The organism is Chitinophagales bacterium, assembly GCA_019694975.1.
Classification (GTDB): Bacteria; Bacteroidota; Bacteroidia; order Chitinophagales; family UBA10324; genus JACCZZ01.
The window spans coordinates 33,172-52,570 of the sequence record JAIBAY010000005.1; the positions used below are offsets into that span (position 1 = coordinate 33,172).

General features: G+C 43.1%; 14 protein-coding genes and 1 tRNA gene. 5 read left to right on the forward strand and 10 right to left on the reverse strand.

What is annotated here, in order from left to right; translation table 11 throughout:
• Positions 1-71 precede the first annotated feature (71 nt).
• Positions 72-146 (forward strand) — tRNA-Val (locus tag K1X61_10560).
• A 206-nt stretch (positions 147-352) separates the two neighbouring features.
• Positions 353-2,761: a DUF5110 domain-containing protein gene (locus K1X61_10565; GenBank protein MBX7109077.1), complete on the forward strand. Its 2,409-nt coding sequence runs from the start codon at positions 353-355 to the stop codon at positions 2,759-2,761.
• 12 nt (positions 2,762-2,773) lie between these two features.
• Here K1X61_10565 and K1X61_10570 read toward each other — a convergent pair whose 3' ends face one another.
• The 4 genes from K1X61_10570 to K1X61_10585 are packed head-to-tail and all read right to left on the reverse strand — an operon-like array spanning position 2,774 to position 6,714.
• Positions 2,774-3,655, reverse strand: a complete 882-nt coding sequence (locus tag K1X61_10570) for a UbiA family prenyltransferase (GenBank protein MBX7109078.1) — start codon at positions 3,653-3,655, stop codon at positions 2,774-2,776.
• Positions 3,656-3,699: 44 nt separating this feature from the next.
• Positions 3,700-4,836, reverse strand: coding sequence for an NAD(P)/FAD-dependent oxidoreductase (locus K1X61_10575; GenBank protein ID MBX7109079.1), 1,137 nt, complete (start codon positions 4,834-4,836; stop codon positions 3,700-3,702).
• A gap of 40 nt (positions 4,837-4,876) precedes the next feature.
• On the reverse strand, positions 4,877-5,575 hold the full coding sequence (locus K1X61_10580; GenBank protein ID MBX7109080.1) for a methyltransferase domain-containing protein: 699 nt from the start codon (positions 5,573-5,575) through the stop codon (positions 4,877-4,879).
• Positions 5,575-6,714: a type III polyketide synthase gene (locus K1X61_10585; GenBank protein ID MBX7109081.1), complete on the reverse strand. Its 1,140-nt coding sequence runs from the start codon at positions 6,712-6,714 to the stop codon at positions 5,575-5,577. The genes K1X61_10580 and K1X61_10585 overlap by 1 nt, the downstream gene beginning before the upstream one ends.
• Positions 6,715-7,006: 292 nt before the next feature.
• Between K1X61_10585 and msrB the strand changes: the two genes are divergently transcribed.
• Positions 7,007-7,402: a peptide-methionine (R)-S-oxide reductase MsrB gene (msrB, locus tag K1X61_10590; protein ID MBX7109082.1), complete on the forward strand. Its 396-nt coding sequence runs from the start codon at positions 7,007-7,009 to the stop codon at positions 7,400-7,402.
• Between the two features lie 60 nt (positions 7,403-7,462).
• On the opposite strand, the gene K1X61_10595 is transcribed toward msrB, so the two are convergent.
• Positions 7,463-7,819, reverse strand: a complete 357-nt coding sequence (locus tag K1X61_10595) for a cation transporter (GenBank protein ID MBX7109083.1) — start codon at positions 7,817-7,819, stop codon at positions 7,463-7,465.
• A gap of 66 nt (positions 7,820-7,885) precedes the next feature.
• On the reverse strand, positions 7,886-10,099 hold the full coding sequence (locus K1X61_10600; protein MBX7109084.1) for a TonB-dependent receptor: 2,214 nt from the start codon (positions 10,097-10,099) through the stop codon (positions 7,886-7,888).
• 156 nt (positions 10,100-10,255) lie between these two features.
• Here K1X61_10600 and K1X61_10605 point away from each other — a divergent pair, with 156 nt between their 5' ends.
• Entirely contained in the window at positions 10,256-10,462 is a 207-nt protein-coding gene (locus tag K1X61_10605) for a hypothetical protein (protein ID MBX7109085.1), read from the forward strand.
• A gap of 89 nt (positions 10,463-10,551) precedes the next feature.
• Here K1X61_10605 and pgi read toward each other — a convergent pair whose 3' ends face one another.
• The gene (gene pgi, locus K1X61_10610; GenBank protein MBX7109086.1) at positions 10,552-12,210 is read right to left on the reverse strand and encodes a glucose-6-phosphate isomerase; all 1,659 of its coding nucleotides are present in this window, start codon (positions 12,208-12,210) and stop codon (positions 10,552-10,554) included.
• Between the two features lie 182 nt (positions 12,211-12,392).
• On the opposite strand from pgi, the gene K1X61_10615 reads away from it, so the two are divergent.
• Positions 12,393-13,832 carry a hypothetical protein gene (locus K1X61_10615; GenBank protein MBX7109087.1) on the forward strand — a complete coding sequence of 480 codons (1,440 nt, stop codon included), beginning with the start codon at positions 12,393-12,395 and terminating at the stop codon, positions 13,830-13,832.
• Between the two features lie 36 nt (positions 13,833-13,868).
• On the opposite strand, the gene K1X61_10620 is transcribed toward K1X61_10615, so the two are convergent.
• The 3 genes from K1X61_10620 to pnp form a co-directional block, all read right to left on the reverse strand.
• Positions 13,869-15,746 (reverse strand): ATP-binding cassette domain-containing protein, encoded by a 1,878-nt coding sequence (locus K1X61_10620; protein MBX7109088.1) that lies wholly within the window; start codon positions 15,744-15,746, stop codon positions 13,869-13,871.
• A gap of 248 nt (positions 15,747-15,994) precedes the next feature.
• Positions 15,995-16,858, reverse strand: coding sequence for an RNA polymerase sigma factor RpoD/SigA (locus K1X61_10625; GenBank protein MBX7109089.1), 864 nt, complete (start codon positions 16,856-16,858; stop codon positions 15,995-15,997).
• A 301-nt stretch (positions 16,859-17,159) separates the two neighbouring features.
• Positions 17,160-19,289 carry a polyribonucleotide nucleotidyltransferase gene (gene pnp / locus K1X61_10630; GenBank protein MBX7109090.1) on the reverse strand — a complete coding sequence of 710 codons (2,130 nt, stop codon included), beginning with the start codon at positions 19,287-19,289 and terminating at the stop codon, positions 17,160-17,162.
• Positions 19,290-19,399: the final 110 nt, after the last annotated feature.

The window sequence follows — 19,399 nt, forward strand, 5'->3', positions numbered from 1 at the left end:
TTGAAATTACTTTTGCCAACCCGCAAGGGTCACAGGTGAAAAAGAATAGAGATTATTATAATAAATTCAAAGGGAGCTTAGCTCAGTTGGTTCAGAGCATCTGCCTTACAAGCAGAGGGTCACAGGTTCGAGCCCTGTAGCTCCCACAAAAAGACCGAAGCTAACTTAGGTCTTTTTTTTATGCCGAAAGACCTGAACAACCGGCAATGAAAGGTATCCACCGGACATCCGGTTACATACGACCTACCTATTCAACATCCACAAGCGATGATATTCCGGAAGATTTTTGACTGAAATTATTTAGTTAATTGCCAGATCAAAATTCTACTTTGGGTTGTCAATTAACTTTTTTATGAAAAGATTTTTTGCCGTATCATTTTTGCTACTCTTTCTGCTTTCCTTCACAGGAAGCGCTCAGCTATTAACATCTAAATCACCGCCGGCATTCCGGTCAGGAACTTGGATTGTTCAGCAATTCAATAAGGATATTCTGAAAGTTACTTTCCGGCCAGATAATTATTCCCGTAATGAAAATTTAAGTGATGCTGTAATTCTTCCGCCGGCATTTTCGGCTTCCATAAAAAAGGTGGAATCAGCCGACCAATCTGCGAAGATTAAGTTGCAGGATGCCATGATTAACATCACAGGATCCAGCATCATCATCAGCAATCAAAATGTTCTGCTGGAAGCGGCTTATCAGGCAGCAGGTGACTATCAAGGGTATGATATCAGATTGACCAGGAATGAAAAAATATTCGGTGGCGGTGAACGGGCCATTCCGCTCGATCGCCGCGGCTACCGTTTTAATTTGTACAATGGCCCGGCCTATGGCTATGGTGAAGGTGCTGAGAACCTGAACTATTCGGTGCCCTTCATTACTTCTTCGAGAAAATATGCTTTGTTTTTCGATAATGTGGCGAAAGGTTATCTTGATATTGGAAAATCGAATAGCTCCGTACTGCAATACGGCACGTATGCCGGTGACCTCACATTTTACCTTATCACCGGATCTGACTACCCTGAAATTTTAAAATCATTCCATCAACTCACTGGTACACAACCGTTGCCTCCACGATGGGCACTCGGCACATTCATGAGTCGCTTCGGCTACACTTCCGAAATGCAGACACGTGAGATTTACTATAAGATGATGAAGGACAGCATTCCCTTTGACGCTGTCATTTTTGATTTGTTCTGGTTTGGTGACAGCATAAAAAGAACACTTGGTAATCTTGACTGGGTGAATTCCCAAAAATGGCCTGAGCCCCAAAAGATGATTGCAGACTTCAAGTCAGACAATGTGCAAACAATCCTCATCACCGAACCCTTTATCCTGGAAGGAACCAGAACATATGATGAATTCAAACCCTATTTGTGTGTAGACAGTTCCGGTAAACTATTTACGCTGGACAAATTTTATTTTGGCAAAGGCGGGCTGATTGACTTATTTCAAGAAGATGCACAATCACTTTTCTGGAAATACTATAAAAAGCAAATGGATATTGGCGTGGAAGGCTGGTGGGGTGACTTGGGTGAACCTGAAAATCACCCGTCATCACTCTATCATAAAGTAAATGATTTTGGATACAACAGGTTGTTCAGTGCAGATGAAGTGCACAATATATACGGCCATTATTGGACTAGAATGCTGTATGATCAGTTCGCCATTCATTATCCGGAAAAACGATTATTCAGTCTAAACAGGAGCGGCTTTGCCGGAACACAACGCTATTGCATTTTTCCATGGAGCGGTGATGTAAGCAGGAGTTGGAGTGGACTAAGAGCCCAATTACCGGTTATGCTCGGCATGAGCATGAGTGGTGTACCTTATGTGCATGCTGATGCAGGTGGATTTGCCGGTGGTGAAGGCGATAATGAATTATATGTTCGCTGGTTACAGTTCGCCCTCTACACTCCCGTTTTCCGGCCACATGGCACAGCATTATATGAAGTTGATACACTGGCTGCAAGTTATCCAAGCGAGATCGCACTCATTGATCAACCCTACCGGGAAATAGCGAAGCAGGTTGCTATACAACGCTACAGGATGATGCCCTACAACTACACGCTATCTTATTTGCAGGCCAGTGATGCACAACCGCTTGTGAGTCCGCTCTATTATTATTTCAGCAATGATACCACAGCTTATAAAGCCACAGATGAATTTATGTGGGGACAGAATATACTGGTTGCTCCTGTCCTTCAAAAAGGTGCCACCAACCGCAATGTTTACCTTCCTGAAGGCAACTGGTACCGTATGAACGGAACAGACCTCATTCAAGGTGGAACCCGGATAATGGAACCTGTAGCACTGGAACAGATACCTGCTTATGTAAAAGCCGGTAGCCTCCTTCCCTTTCTGCCGGAAAACAAACAGATAATGAACAGCGCATCCTATTCAACCGCTGAAATAACATGGCACTATTATGCATCGGCATCGCCGGGACAGGCCATACTGTTTGATGATGATGGCACCAGCAAAAATTCAATTGAAGAGAAGCAATATGAAGTAATAACTGCCTCTTCAACCATGAATGGCAATGGCTATCAGATTGAATTTAAAAGCAATGGTGGTACTTTCAACGGTGCTCCAAAAGAAAGAATCTTTCATCTTATACTACATGGTATTCCTGCCGATGCAACGGTTCAGCATGCAAATCATATACTTGTGAAAAAAGATATTGCTGCTTCCGGCAATACGGAATTGACGTTTACTTTTACAGGGAAGAAAACGGTGATAAAAATTATTCCGCAGGATTGATTGCACATTCCTTCATTTCATGATCAACATCAGTATGAAGGCTGCACTCAGCAGTAAAGAGCTCATCTTGTTCAGCAACATTGTGTGTTCATAGTCAATCACCGGTTTGCCCTTGCTGAAATCCGCGTACCACTTCAGAAAATAGATATTTACAGGAAACACTGCCAGCAAATAGATCAGGATATTCTCATAGGTACGGTTCTTGAAAAAAAGCACGCAAATAAGTACCGAGGCAACAAAGAAAACGATACCTGTAAAAATAAATGTTCCTTTTATACCGAGTTGCCGGCTTAATGTACGGTCACCATGCTTTGCATCTTCTTCGTGCTGATAGATTTGTGTCATCGGGTAACTTCCAAGCAGAAAAAGTGAACTCACCAAAGCAAAAGCAATAGTATCAGCTGATAAGGAATAGGCGGTGCCGGTACCGGCCTGCACCGCCACGCAGGTAAAAAAACCCTGAAAAAAAACTACAGTGAGTGTGCCAATTACCGGATACTTTTTCAACCTGATTTTATCATAACTGTATGCCTTTGACACCAACAGGTAAATCAAAACCATAATGGTAAACGTCAGGTTGACCAAGAGCGATAGCAATACGCTCAGTATATCAAAAGCCAACACAACATACCATAACTCCTTTGTAACAAGTGGCGGTTTTTTCATTCCGCCAATACTTTGTTCATCGCGGTCAAAAAAACTGTTATAGCCATTACTGGCAGGATATACAAAAACATGGAGCACAATAAACACTAAGACTGCTCGAAGCAGATTAAAGTCTGTATTGAGCAATGCAAACCAATAAACCGGCATCAGGTAAACCGAAAAAGGAATACGCAGATGCAGCAATGCATTCCACCATTTTTCATTGCGGCCTTTTGCTGAGTTCAACATTATACAAAGGTAATTGCGTTATGAAAAGACGTTAACCTTGCCGGTTAAAATGATTTACCATGGGTGAGCGATATGATTTTACCGGTGATTCCGGGTAAAAATTTAAGCATGGTGACCGCAGGATTTGCAAGGCGGCTGTTTACTAATAACGGCTGCAAAACCTTACCTGCCTTTAATCGTATTGAAAATAGCTTCTTCCAGCTGTCAGCATAATTCTTTTCCAGCTCAAGCCTGTTTATTTTTCCTGATAAGTAATCTTCCAGTAAATGGAAGCAGATAGATGCTGCATGCAACGCCATACTCATTCCGTTGCCGCAAAGTGGCGCCACTAATCCGGCAGCATCTCCCAGCATCAGTATATTATTTTCAACCGGCAACTTACGCCCGAAATTCACCTGTGAAATGGTAATCGGATCTTTAACAAGAAAAGCTGACCGCATGCTGAATATCCGCGCGAGAAAAGGATTCTTTGCAAGTAAATGTTCTTCCATCTTACGGATATCACCATCAAATTTCTTTAAGTTACCGGCTTTTGTAAGGTAACATAAGCAATATGCAGATCCCTCAACTTTTGACAAACCGCAATATCCACCGTCAAAATTATGCAGTTGAATTACTTCTGCTGGCAAATCCGAACTGATATGATACTTCACTCCCACCCAGTTTGAATCCGTCAGAGAGGTGTTCGGCTGCATATTGCGATGAAGCTTTTTATCCAGGTTAGACCGTTTTCCAAAAGCGCCAACTGCAGTTTTGCCAAATAGAATTTTACCGCCTGCCATCACGCTAAACCCATTTCCTTGCCATTCACAGTCTTCCACCTTACATTGTTCCATAAGATTAACCCCTTTGGAACGGGCAATAGCGGCAAGCGTGGCATCCAGCAAATAGCGGCTGATGCCAAATCCACCCGGGTCAAGCGTATGCGTTAGCACCTTTCCCCGGAGGGTAGAAACCTGCAATTTATTGATGACGGGCAATTGCATAGCACTTAACGGCATACCAATTCGCTGCAGGTATTGCCATGATTCCATAGCGACATATTCGCCGCAAACACGATGAAAGGGATATTTGTTTCGTTCAAAAACGACGACTTGCCGGCCTGCTTCAGCCAATTGAATGGAAAGGGAAAGTCCCGCAAGGCCCCCTCCCATAATAATCGTGTCAAATGTTTCCGCCATCAATTTGTATTAGCAGGCAATTTTGAACGAAGGGATATTTTTATCTTTTGAAAACGACCAGGTAACGAAAAGCCCACTCCCAACTGACGCTGGCATTGGCAACCAATGCTTCAGACAACAGTTCATACCATTCTTCTCGTTGAAAACCCCTTAAAACAGATAACGGTGCATCATGCTTAACCAGGTAGGATGATGAAAACAGCTGCGTGAGCCATTGAATACTATAGTAGGCGAATACATGACGTTGCAAATCATTGATAAGAAATCCAATTCTCACTGTATCATGCATTAACCTTAACAATTGCGCAACCTGTTGATCAGTGAAATGATGTGTCAGTAGTGTCTGCATGATTACATCATAGCTGTTACCTTGCTCGAGGTGCGTAAATATATCTCCCTGCAATAAAGAGATTTCAGGGTAATCACGACAATTTTGTTGCGCATACCTAATTGCTGCGGCACTGAGATCTATTCCCGTCAGTTGCAGCTTAACCTTGTTTTTTCGTCCCCACATGGCAACAACTTTCAGCATATCACCGCCACCACAGCCTGCATCCAGCACTGACAGTACTTTATCTTTTTCGACAAATACTTTAAGCCCTTTCAGCGTAATCCGGTAACCTCCAAGCCACCGATTGATAAAATGTAATTCTTTGTAATTAAGAAACAGGTCATCATCCGGCAATGCAGTGCCATCCATTAGTTCAGGACCGCTATGGCGATGTTCCCATTTTTTCATCACGTGATGACAGGTTGAAGCATAGCTGTTTCAATGGTAAGGCCCGGGCCGAAGCCCGCTGCGAAAATCTTCTCTTTCTTTTTCCATTGCAGTTTCTCCTGCATGATCATCTTCAAAACAAAAGCGATTGACGGCGACGACATATTTCCAAAACTCCGCAACACTGCGTAAGATTCTTTCAGGTTATGGTTTGACAACTGCATTCCGCGCTGAACAGCTTCCAATATTTTACGGCCGCCGGGATGAATTGCCCAATGTGTCACTTTGGATCGCTTGCTGCCGAAGCTCAACATTGCCTCTTTCATCAAATGGTTTGAATGCTCTTCAATCAGTTGCGGCACCATCGAATCGAGTCTCATTAAAAAGCCCATCTCAGCAGGTTTCCATGTCATCATCTCTGCCCCTTCATGAATGACTCTGGAGTAAAAACTGTTAAGCCTGAGTGCTGGCACAGTCAGCTGTCGGCATTTTCGCCCGGATGTGATTAGCATAGCGGCTGCACCATCTGCAAACAATGAATTCACCACCATATTCTGACTATCCATTTCAGGCTGGAAATGCAATGAACATAATTCAACCATAACAATCATAACCATTGCAGCTTCATCTGAACGACAGATAGCATCAGCAATCTTCAGGGCATGGAAGGCCGCATAGCAACCCATAAAATTGACGCTTGTGCGGTGCACAGTTCCCGGCAGTGACAATTCCTGCATCAGTTGCAAATCCAGGCCAGGTGCCGACATGCCTGTGCAGCTTACCGTTATCAGATGTGTTACAGGCAACAGTCGCTTTGCATCTGTTACCCTCAATTGCTGCAGGCAATATGTTGCAGCTTTTGCGGCCAGCCTAATGGCTTCTTCTCCATAAATTTGGAGACGGTTGGTAAGCACTGGGTTTTGTTGTGGGTCAATAAACAGGCGGGGCTTTTTTCCGTCTGCAAAGAAATCCGGCAGCACACTGTGCCTGAATTCAATGCCACTCCTGTTATAGATAACTGACAACTTGCGTGACGATTCATCATCAGTTCCAAAAAAGCGGATCATAAAATCAGCGATTGCCTGCTGACGATAGCGATTATCAGGCACTGCTGTACCAATCGATACGATCAGACTCCCATTGCTTTTTTTCTTCTTCATATAGCTTTCAGCGGGCAAGCTATGAAAAAGAGCTGAGCCTCAGGCACAACGAAGCAATTATGCCGTATTTCAGCTGCTGAGAAGCAGCATCAGCACACAACGTATAACGGATAAGCAAGTCAGTTTCTGCAGTTATGCTCCATTGATTTTAACCAGCATTGCAAAAAAGCGCAATTGATTCTTTCGCAATAGCAACTTTTCATTCCAGCAATGACACTCTTTGATTGTGTCATACAATTCAAATAAAAAATCCAGCTTATTTTTATGGCATACAAAGCAAAGTAAAGGAGCTATGAAAGAGAAAACACCGGAAGAATGGAAAGTAATACTGGACCCCGAAAGTTACTATGTGCTGAGGGAAAAGGGAACCGAGCGCCCTTTTACAGGTAAATACAATAAGCACAATGATGCAGGAACTTATATTTGCAAAGGTTGCGGAACCGAACTTTTCTCATCAGCCACGAAGTATGATTCAGGATGTGGCTGGCCCAGCTTTTTTGATGCTCTCGATAATGGGATGATTCATACTAACACAGATTACAGCCATGGCATGATCCGCAAAGAAATTACCTGTGCAAATTGCGGCGGACACCTTGGTCATGTATTCGATGATGGTCCTAACCCAACCGGTACCAGGTATTGTGTTAATTCTTTATCGCTGGATTTCAAACAAGAAGAGAAAGAATAGTAGACCAGAAATACAAAATTGTACCTCCGGCCTGAGTTTGTTCCACGGTTAAACTGTTTATTAGTGCTTTCCTTCGTCTTTCTTGCAACACATTGGCAAGGACTGGTAAGCAGATGGATCAGCTTTCACTTCATCGGCATCATAACCGCTTTTAGCGACTGCTTGCTTGATTGTTTCCGGAGTAGTTTTCCCAACGGCGTATTCAACCATGAGCTTTTTGTCGGTTAAATTAAGTTCCGCTTGCTTAATTCCTTTTAAATCTTTCACCGCTGATTCAATCCGCTCTTTGCATTCGCCACAAACGGCAGATGTCTGGATATAAATTATTTCAGTCTTCTTTTTTGCGTCGTCAGCCATAATCAGTGATGGGAGTAACAGCAATAAAAACAAGGGGGCCACAATTTTTAAATTTCTCATTTTGACGTTGAATTTTAAAGGTGAATAATCAATGTAATATTAAGTTAAATGATGCTCTTAACCCGGTTATTTGAGTGAGAAACGGATGCCGGCATAAATGGTTCTGCCAGTTATCGGGCCCCAAACTATTGAGGTATCGAAATATGGCCCAAATGGATCATCAGCCGCGATTATCCGATCCTCCTGAACGTAGTTGCCGAGATTTTCGCCACCTAAGTAAAATTCCCATGATTTGAGCAGGTAAGTAACCTGGCCCAGCAGGCGGAAGTAGGAAGGTGACTCTGCGGGTGCCTGGTACATCGCAGGATTGACTTGCGTATCCGGCAATCGTTGCATACCAACCCATTGAGTTGTAGAGCTGACTTCCCAATGCTTATTGCGCGATTTATAAGTTATGGTTAATAAGGCCCTGTGCCTGGGCACCAGGGGAACAATCTTCAGCTCATCGCCAAATGTCTGTTCAACATTATTAAATTTATAAGCAAGACGGGTATTGAATCCGTGAAACCATTCATAGCTGACATCAGCCTGCAGACTGTTGGAATAAGAAGCGCCCGTAAGATTATAGAAATATACCTTCGACGGATCAGTGTCAACATCAACGATCACCTGGTTGGTAAAATCAGTTCGGTAAAGATCAATACTGAATGCACCTTCATGCACCCCGGCAAAAAAATTATGGGTAAAATTCAGTCCGTAATTCCAGGCGCGTTCGGGCTTAAGCTCACCGGTTATAGTCCACTCTCTTGCGCTGGCCATATACGCCGAATTCTCCGCAAAGATATTGGCTATGCGTAATCCGTTGCCTATTGAAGCGCGCACTGCTGAAGAAGGCCCGATACTATACCTGGCATGCAGGCGGCCTGTAAAAAATAGTCCCGCATCATTGTGCACATCAGCTCGCAATCCGGTGATCAAGGTGAATTTATTCAAATTGTCGTAAGTATATTCAAAGAATGCGCCCGGCACTGATTCATTCCTTTTCATTTTGATCGCATCAAATTCTTCATCATACTTATCAAACAGGTAGCTGATGCCGGCTTTGTATTTATGCATTGTGTTCCCGATCTTGCCAAGAAAAATCAGGTTTGCATACAATGATTGCTCTGTACCATCATATACCCTGAGCCCATAATACGCATCCTGGTCATGATAGATACCAGAGAGTTGCAACCCTATGCTCCGCCATTTTTTGCCCGGAAAACCGTAACTGGTTTTAGCAAATAGTTCAACCCTGTTGGTGTTAACACCAAGACCATATGCATTGGTAGTCAGCTTATCTGTAACAGGATCGAAATCCATACTGCCGCCTGTTCTGTCATCATACAGGAACTTAACACCAAACATCGATTCGATTCGGTCACCGGATTCGTATTTCCAGCGATCCATGAGTGTGATCGTTCTGTTCGTGGGCAGATCCATGAAACCATCATTATTCTCATCCATCTTTCGTTGCATAATACCGGCATGAATCAAAAACATGTCCTGCCATTTCCCGGACAGTTTTTGTGCGGAAAATATATTAGCCTCGAAACGTTGTTCCGTATTGCCATAGATATTTACATAGAGACTTTCACTTTTTTCAGGCTTCTTAAGCTCTACGTCTATTTGCCCCGTGATGGATTCATATCCATTGGCAACGCTTCCAGCACCTTTATTGAGGTTGATGGATTCAATCCACGGTCCCGGTATATAATTCAGTCCGTATGTAATGCCCAGTCCTCTCACTGTCGGCAAGATATCGGTAAGCAGTTGAGCATATTTTCCGGACAAGCCCAACATCTGAATTTGCCTGGCGCCTGTTACTGCGTCAGCAAACGAAACATCAATGGTCGGATTTGACTCGAAGCTTTCTGAAAGATTACAACAGGCATTGCTCTTTAACTCACTGGAAGTTATCACCTCTGTTTTAGCGGTTTTCAAAGATGAAATGTAGGTATCTGAATTAATACCGGAAACTACCACTCCGTCAATTACGTGCTCCTTTTGCAATACCACTTTTATGCCGGCACCTTCAGCATTCAAAGTATCAGTAACAAATCCGGCGAAAGAAATCAACAGTTGTTGCGCTGTTGAATCAGTTTTATGAAGATGGAATTCTCCGGCTTCGTTGGTTAATGCACCATTGCCTGAGCCCATCAAAAAGACACTAACGCCTTGTAAGGGCAGCTGCATGCCGTTTTCATCTATTTCCACAACAGTGCCTGCCACCTCCTGTGCCTGCGATGACATGCTGCAGAAAGGTAACAATGCCAAAAAAATCCAATATGTACGTTTCATGATTATTTCGTCCGTTAACCGACTACATAAAAAAATGCTATAGCGGCTGTTAAAAGCCGGCATCAGCTAAACAGACGAAATCAAATACGGAAAGACCGGGTAAGAAGAAGCAGGTCAACAGATACAGAGGGAGGCCCATGATTCAGTGGGACAAAATTGGCAGCAGTTGATAAAAGCTGCGAATCATACAACGGTGTGAGCATAGCCACGATTCCATCAGATGCCGGTTTCACGGTGAACTGGGAAGGCACGGAAAGAAAATCAGCACTAATCTTCAACAACTTTGAATTCTTCTCACAACAATCACGATCTCCCGGTTTACAACAGGATTTGCCGGCAGGCATCGCCATCTTACAACGGTAGGAACTTGCAATCACTCCTATTGTTGAAAAGAGGAAGACAAAAAGAATGAATATGGAAATGGCTTTCTTTAACATGTCGGATGTTCAAAATTACAATATTTCCCCTTTTCGCATTTCTTTAAAAAAATTTATTAAACCATTGGTAGATGAATCATGCGATACCACCAGATCTCCATGGCTTAATTCCGGTAAAATTTTTCCTGCAAGCTGCTTGCCTAACTCAACTCCCCATTGATCAAAACTGTAAATATTCCAAATAACACCCTGTACGAAAATTTTATGTTCATAAAAAGCAATGAGTTTCCCGAGCGTAAACGGGTTTATTTTTTTTACCAGGAATGAATTGGTCGGCCTGTTTCCTTCAAATACTTTGAATGGCAAAAGCAAATTCCGCTGCAACGGATCCGTCGATGATAACTCATCAGCTGCTTCGGATTCGGATTTTCCATTCATAAGTGCTTCTGTTTGCGCAAAGTAATTCGACAGTAATTTGAGATGATGGTCACCAATCGGGTGATGGCTTATGGCAGGGGCAATAAAATCGCAGGGAATCAAAAGCGTACCCTGATGAATCAGCTGATAAAATGCGTGCTGGCCATTGGTACCCGGTTCGCCCCAGATAACCGGTCCTGTTTGATAGGCAACGCGATTTCCGTTTCTGTCAACGCATTTGCCATTGCTTTCCATATTGCCTTGCTGGAAATAAGCGGCAAAACGATGCATATACTGATCATAAGGCAATATGGCTTCACTTTGGGCACCATAAAAATTGACATACCATATACCAATCAATGCCATGAGTACAGGAATATTCCGGTCATGTTCTGCGTGCCTGAAGTGCTCGTCAGCACTGTATGCTCCACGCAGCAGTTGTTCAAAGTTTTCATAGCCGACAGTCAGAGCGATCGATAAACCAATAGCACTCCATAAGCTATATCGTCCTCCTACCCAATCCCAGAATTCAAACATATTTTCCGGTGCAATGCCAAAATTGACAACTTCCTTAAGGTTGGTGGAAAGCGCGGCGAAATGTAATGCCACATGTGCCTCATCTTTTGCATGCTGAAGAAACCAATCTCTTGCCGTATGGGCATTTGTCATAGTCTCCTGTGTCGTAAATGTTTTGGAGGCAACCAGGAATAACGTTTCATCAGGTATAATCTTCTTCAGTGTTTCGGCTATATGCGAAGCATCAATGTTCGAAACAAAGAAAGAATCGATTCCTTCCAGCTTGTAGTAACGCAGGGCTTCCGTTACCATGACAGGCCCAAGGTCGCTTCCGCCAATGCCAATGTTTACTATATAACGGATTCTTTTACCGGTATACCCTTTCCATTCACCGCTGTGTATCCGTTTACAGAAAAATTCCATTCGTTGCAGGACACGTTTCACCGAAGGCATTACATCAATACCACCGGAGTTAACAGGATTCCCCGCAAAATTCCGTAATGCAGTATGCAACACTGAACGTTTTTCCGTTGCATTGATCATTTCACCACCGAACATGGCTGATATAGCTTCTCGCAAATGACATTCTTCAGCGAGTTGCAGAAGCAGCCTGCGCGTCTCTTCGGTTACGTGATTCTTAGAATAGTCAAACAAAATATCATCGAGCCTGATTGAAAATTTTGAAAACCTATCCGCATCATCAATAAATAAAGATTTCAGATGTCGGCTCTTCATTTCGGAATAATGGCCTTCCAACGCCTTCCAGGCTTGCGTTTTAGCAGGATTTATTTTGGGAAACATCAGTCAGATTTAATTTTCAAAAGTAAATATTGTCTTTGATTTTGAACCACACTCCCGGTTACATCAGACTCGCCTGTGCCACCTTACACCAATTACCTTACTGCATAGCGGATTGTATCAGACGTAATTCCGCGTATCTCGCCACCGATGAATATGTAACTTTATGCCAGAACATTTGATGTATGAAAATCATCTCTCTTATTACCATTCTTCTGATATTCTTTTCGGCTTCCTGTACAGGCACCTGCAATAAGCCTGGCATGAAGCATCAATGGATTACGAAAGCACCTGCTTCATTAGATGACCTGATCATTTTGGATTCAAAGAAAGAATTGAACCGGCGGATATGGACTTTCTCAACCTCCGATATTTTTTTTCGCAAAGGCCTTACAGCCTTCGATGTAACCAGTGAGGAATATGTGCAGGCAGTCCGGAACCTGCATCCGTATGCCGTGGCATTTCCGGAAGGGAAAACCAGCGACTGGGCGCGCCAGGTAATTGGCGATACAATTATTTTTGGTGGAAAAGGAAATGGTTATAATATTCCCTCCTGGGTTCCAACAGACATCCTGCAAGGTATGAGTTCGCATAAGTTTTACCTGAACGGACAGTCATATGATTTCTTCAATGCTTATGTGGAGATGATTAATGCCATTCCAGCGCATGGCTATATCCTTGGGAATATTATGACAGGCAGTTGTGCTGAAGTTATCTGGATGATCAGCCGTGCACATCCTGAGTTTGTTCAGTTGGGGCTTGAACAGATGCGGGCTGAGGCGTATTCTGAATACTGGAAAAAAGATCCATCGAAATACAAAGAGAAAATTAACCGTTGGGCTGACTCCATAAAGGCTGTATATCCGCAAGTAAAAGTTATTGCAGATGTACCGCCTTCTCATTCGAATCTCTCATCTGATATGCAATGGATACATGAACTGCAGTCAGGCCTGAAAGCCGATGGTGTACGCGACTACTGGCACCTTCACTGGATGAGCAAGGGACAGTTTACCGGCGATATGCGGAATGATTTGGACGTCATGGATGAAATTTTCACGACCACCATTCCATCCCTGATTGAAAAGAATAAAAAAAATTTCCCCGGGAAGGAACTGATAGTTGATCAATGGAGTGTTTCACTTACGGGCGATGGAGGCAGAAATCCATACAAACGAACATTTTTTGGCACAAGCTATATACCGAGGATGGTAAATTTCATGGTTGAATACAACAGGGACCATAACAACACAATTGCCTCAGCGAAATATGAGAACCTGAAACAATTGATTGGCAACAAAGGAATCAGCAGCATGGAGTATGAGGCTGTAAGGATCGTGTCGCAACTATTTACAGAACAGGCGACGGTTCTTACCATTAAGAATCAACCTTCCGGAATTCAGATAACAGGTGTTAAAGCCAATGGCCGGTATAAGTTGATTATACTTAACAACTCAGCGCATCCGTTGTCACTTCCCGGTCATATCAGTTGTGACCAAAAAGCGCTACAAATAAAAGTGATCGATGCAATAAGCAGCCCCGGGCCTACCGCTACAAGCTGGGAACACTATTCTTCAGCATCGGAAATCAAGCCGTATTCCATAATCTTTGCAGAACTAGCGGAATGAAATGCATAGCAACACAATGGCCCTGCAACATGCCAATCAGGCGATAACTTCAAACTGCAGTTCATTTAATCTCTTATACAATCCGCTTTCGACATTCATCAGTGTTTCATGTGTTCCGGTTTCCGCCACCATGCCTTTATCTATTACCACAATTTTATCGGCATTTCTGATGGTGGAAAGCCTGTGTGCGATAACGAACGATGTCCTGTTTCGCATCAGGTTGTCCAGTGCTTCCTGCACGAGCAATTCACTTTCGCTATCTAAAGAACTGGTTGCTTCATCCAAAATCAATATTGCAGGGTTTTTCAGAATGGCCCGGGCAATAGCAATACGCTGACGCTGACCGCCTGATAATTTAATGCCACGTTCTCCAACAATGGTATTGTACCCTTCGGGAAACCGGCGAATGAACTCATCAGCATTAGCCTTTTTGGAAGCTTCCATAATTTCATCGTCTGTAGCATCAAATTTTCCATAGGCAATATTTTCGCGGATACTGCCGCCAAAAAGCATTACATCCTGCGGAACAAATGCCATCTGTTTTCTCAACTCGCTCAGCGGAAATGACTGCGCAGGCCTGCCGTCAAAAATAATCCTTCCTGTGTCGGGCTCATAAAAGCGCAACAGCAGAGATGCAATCGTACTCTTTCCGGCACCACTCGGGCCGACCAAAGCGATCTGCTCACCGGGATTAGCTATCAGTGAAATATCTTTTAATACCATCACATCCTGGCGCGAAGGGTAACTGAAACCAACCTGATCAAAACGCACCTGCCCTTTGAGTTTATTCTGCGGATCAGGCTGGGAATTGTCGAGATCAACGGCCTCTCCGTCAGCTCGCAGAATTTCACGCACACTTTGTGTTGCCCCTAAGGTTTTCTGCAGCTGGCTGAACATATCAGCAAATCCTGCAAAAGTGCCGCCCACAAAAACCGAGAAGATCACAAACATCGTGAGCAATCCAGTAGTCAGTTCACCGGTCTGAATCATGTTGGCGCCAACCCACATCACAAAAGCAATGGTGCCAAAAACGCTGAATATCATAAAAGAGATGAATGCTCCTTTGAACCTTGCATTGCGGATAGCCGTTTCGACCACATAAAAAATACTTTTCGTATACCTGGAAATTTCAAAAAACTCACTTGTGAATGCTTTAACGATCGAGATTCCCTGGAATGTCTCCTGCACAATCGTTCCACTCTCCGCCAACTGATCCTGTGCCCGCTTTGCCATTTTCCTAATTCGAATTCCAAAAACCACGGCCAATATTGCTATTACCGGAACAACGGCGAGCATCACAAAAGCCAGTTTCGCACTGATCCAAAAGATAAATGCCAATCCGATTATAAGTGTGAAAATGCCGCGGAGAAACTCTGCCAGCGTAAAAGAGAGCGCATCCTGGATTTGAGACAGGTCAGATGAAATCCTGCTGCTCAATTCTCCAACTCTTTTTTCCGTGAAAAATGTCATCGGCATGCTTAGCAATTTCTTATATACATCCCTTCGCATATCAGCCAGCGATTTTTCGCCTACTTCCGTCAGCAGATAAACCCTCATAAAAGAGAATAACATCTGAACTGTGAGCTGGGAAAAAATGAGCAGGATAATGGTGTTCAGGCTCAACGTAATATCTTTCAGACTGCTGCTGAAGTTGCCGCCTAAAATCTGACCGTTTGCCGGCAGCGTTTGTGAAACACCAGGCGCAGCAGCATCAATCATTTTCCCAATCAGAAAAGGGAAGATGCTGGTGGAGAAAGCCGATAATGCTATGCATACCAATCCAAGAATAAATTTCCAACGGTATGGTTTCAGGTATTTAAAGAGTAACAATGCTTCACGCAATGACTCCCTGTTAATTCTGGCCTTGGGAGTTGCTTCAGCAGATTTACCATTTGGTTTATTGGATTCAGCCAACGGATTTCATTTTACGATTGAAAAATACGAAGATAAACTGCCGGATTGCTGGCCAACTCAATAATGATGTAAAGATCTTTTGGGTGAAACCTTTGCGAATCCGAGCCATAGCCATCATGACGATTCAGTTGCCAATCAGATTGCAGCCAACATAAATAAATGACTGATCGCGGCATATTTTTTACGACAAAAAAATCCCTCTCCACAATTAAGGGAGAGGGATTGCTGATTATAAGACTAAAATTAATTTAACCGAGATACGTTCTCAGCGTACGCGCTGATTTAAGCTTGCGGAGCCTGCGGATTGCTTTTTCCTTAATCTGACGTACACGCTCTCGTGTAAGGCCAAACCGCTGTCCTATTTCATCGAGATTCATGGGCGCTTCACCGTTAACCCCAAAAAAACAACTTACTATGTCCGCATCTCTTTTATTCATCGTAGAAAGCACCCTCTTGATATCCTTTTTCAGCGATTCTTTGGCCAAATCTTCATCCACTGGTTTGGAATCCGAATCCTGGTAGAACTCAATCATAGTACCTTCTTCGTTTTCCTTTATAGGCGCATCCATTGAAAGATGCTTGCCCGCTCCCTTCATCATCTCCGTTATTTCCTTTGCAGTTACATTCATGATATCGGCCAGTTCATCATGACTGGGTTCTCTTTCATGTTGCTGTTCAAAGTGAATCATGATTTTATTCAGTTTACTCAGCGAGCCCACTTTATTCAAAGGCAACCTTACCATCCTCGACTGCTCAACCAGGGCTTGCAGTATAGACTGCCGGATCCACCACACTGCATAGGAAATGAATTTAAATCCTTTTGATTCATCAAATCGTTGCGCCGCCTTTATAAGGCCGATATTTCCTTCATTTATAAGATCACTGAGTGACAACCCCTGATGTTGATATTGTTTGGCTACAGATACAACAAAACGAAGATTCGCCTTGGTCATTTTCTCCAACGCTTCCTGATCCCCGGTCCTGATTTTGCGCGCAAGCAAAACCTCTTCTTCCGGTGTGATCAGACTCATCTTTCCGATTTCCTGAAGGTATTTCTCCAGCGAATCATTGTCTCGGGCCGTAATCTGTTGGGTAATTTTTAACTGTCTCATGGACTATCTGATTTTCAACATTAAGAAATACGCCAAAAAATGCCTTTTAGTTCTTTACAAGTGAATATTTAAGAAACAAAAAAAATTATTTAACAAAAATTCAGCCATAGTTAAGTTTGCCACGAAGCTTTACTTTCAAATGACAAATAATTTATCTGCTTTCCCAGCAGATGACTGATACAGACAATAAGGACTTGGTTAATGTTGCAGCCAATACGATATGTGGACAAAAAAAAGAACCGGGGATTCCGGTTCTTTCCTAAACCATAATAAAATAATTTTTGAAAGTGCTGAAAGTGAATTAGTTCTGAGCCTGCTTCTCCATTAATGCCTTGCTGGATAATTTAAATTTACCGGTCTTTTTATCAACATCAAGCAATTTCACCTTAACAATATCACCTACATTCATGACACCTTCCATGGTTTCAAGCCTCTTATTTGAAACTTCTGAAATATGAAGTAGCCCTTCCTTACCGGGCAAGAATTCAACAAAAGCACCATAAGGCATTATGGATTTAACCTTAGCGTCATAAATTTCACCGGGTTGCGGTATAGCAATGATGCCCCTGATTCGCGTAAGTGCTTTATCAATTGATTCTTTATTAGCAGAGGCAATCAATACTTCTCCTTCATCACCCACTTCAGAAATATTGATGGTAGTTCCCGTTTCCCTTTGCATTTCCTGAATAACCTTTCCGCCGGGCCCTATTACCGCGCCAATAAATTCTCTTGGTATCATTATTTTAATGATTCTCGGGGCATGCGGTTTATAATCCGCCCTTGGCTGTGAAATGGTTTCGTTTAGAATATTCAGAATATGTAATCTTCCCTGCTTTGCCTGCTCTAATGCTTTATACATCGTATCAAAACTCAAACCCTGCACCTTGATATCCATTTGACAGCCACAAATACCTTTTGCAGTGCCAGTTACTTTAAAATCCATATCCCCCAAATGATCCTCATCACCAAGGATGTCAGAAAGAATAGCCACTTTACCATCATCACGTGTGATTAAACCCATTGCAATACCGGAAACATGGCTTTTCATTTTCAGGCCAGCATCAAAAAGTGCCAAAGAACCTGCGCAAACGGTTGCCATTGATGATGAACCATTTGATTCCAGAATATCCGAAACCACCCTTATAGTATATGGATTGTCATCACCAGCCGGCAGTACATTTTTCAATGAGCGCATGGCGAGGTTTCCATGCCCAACTTCACGTCGGCCGGGGCCCCTGTTAGGTTTCACTTCACCTGTAGAGAAAGCGGGGAAGTTATAGTGCAATATGAACTTGGTATACACCAATTCCATCGCTTTATCTAACATCAATTCATCCAGCTTTGTACCTAAAGTTACTGTCGTTAATGATTGTGTTTCCCCGCGTGTGAATATAGCTGATCCGTGCGCTGAAGGCAGGTAGTCAATTTCAGTCCAGATTGGGCGCACTTCATCTGTTTTTCTTCCATCAAGGCGGATGCCTTCATCAAGAATCAGGTTTCTGATTACATCATACTCGAGCTCATTATAATACTTCTTCGCAAGGCTGATGTCTGTTTCATTTTCCCAATCAGCGACCATTGCTTTAAGCTCTTCCTTGATAGCGCTAAATGCAAGTTTCCTGTCAGTTTTGGAGGCACCTGATTTAGCCACCTGGTAAACCTTATCCTTAAATGCAGAGTAGATCTTTTCTTTAATTTCATCGCTCTGGGCTGCTTTCACATAATCGCGAAACGGCTTTTTCCCGCCACACAATTCTGCCAGTTCTAGCTGAGCTTTACAATGTAACTTAATTGCCTCATGTCCAACCTTTATGGCTTCAAGCATGTCAGCCTCCGAAACCTCTTTTGCTTCGCCCTCCACCATGACAATACTGGTTGCCGAACCGGCTACAATAATATCCAGTTCTGCCTTGTCAATATCCTGCTTAGCCGGGTTTACGACAAAAGCGCCATCAATTTTACATACACGAACTTCTGAAATCGGGCCATTGAATGGGATATTTGAAACCGTTAGTGCAGATGATGCTGCCAGGGCTACCAATGAATCCGGCATAATGTTCTGATCAGCAGAAATCAACGTAATGATTACTTGAGTATCACACAGATAATCCTCTGGAAATAAAGGCCTTAATGCACGATCAACTAATCTGCTTATGAGGATTTCATAATCTGAAAGACGGGCTTCACGCCTGAAGAATCCACCGGGAATTCTGCCAGCAGAAGCAAATTTTTCCTGGTAATCTACTGAGAGCGGAAAAAAGTCCTGCCCTTCCTTAACTTCCTCTTTTGAAACAACCGTCGCCAAAATCATACAATTACCTTGTCGAACCAAAGCTGATCCATCGGCCTGCGTAGCTAATTTGCCTGTTTCAATGGTAATGGGTTTGGCATCTCCTGTATCAAATGTCTTACTGATTCCAATTTTGCTCATAATAATAAATTAGTGAATGTGGTGAGAAAGGCTGCTACTAATAACAACAGTCGTTTGCGCCAAACAACCTGCGCGAATCTCAAAACCGGTTAGAAAATAATAAAGCCACC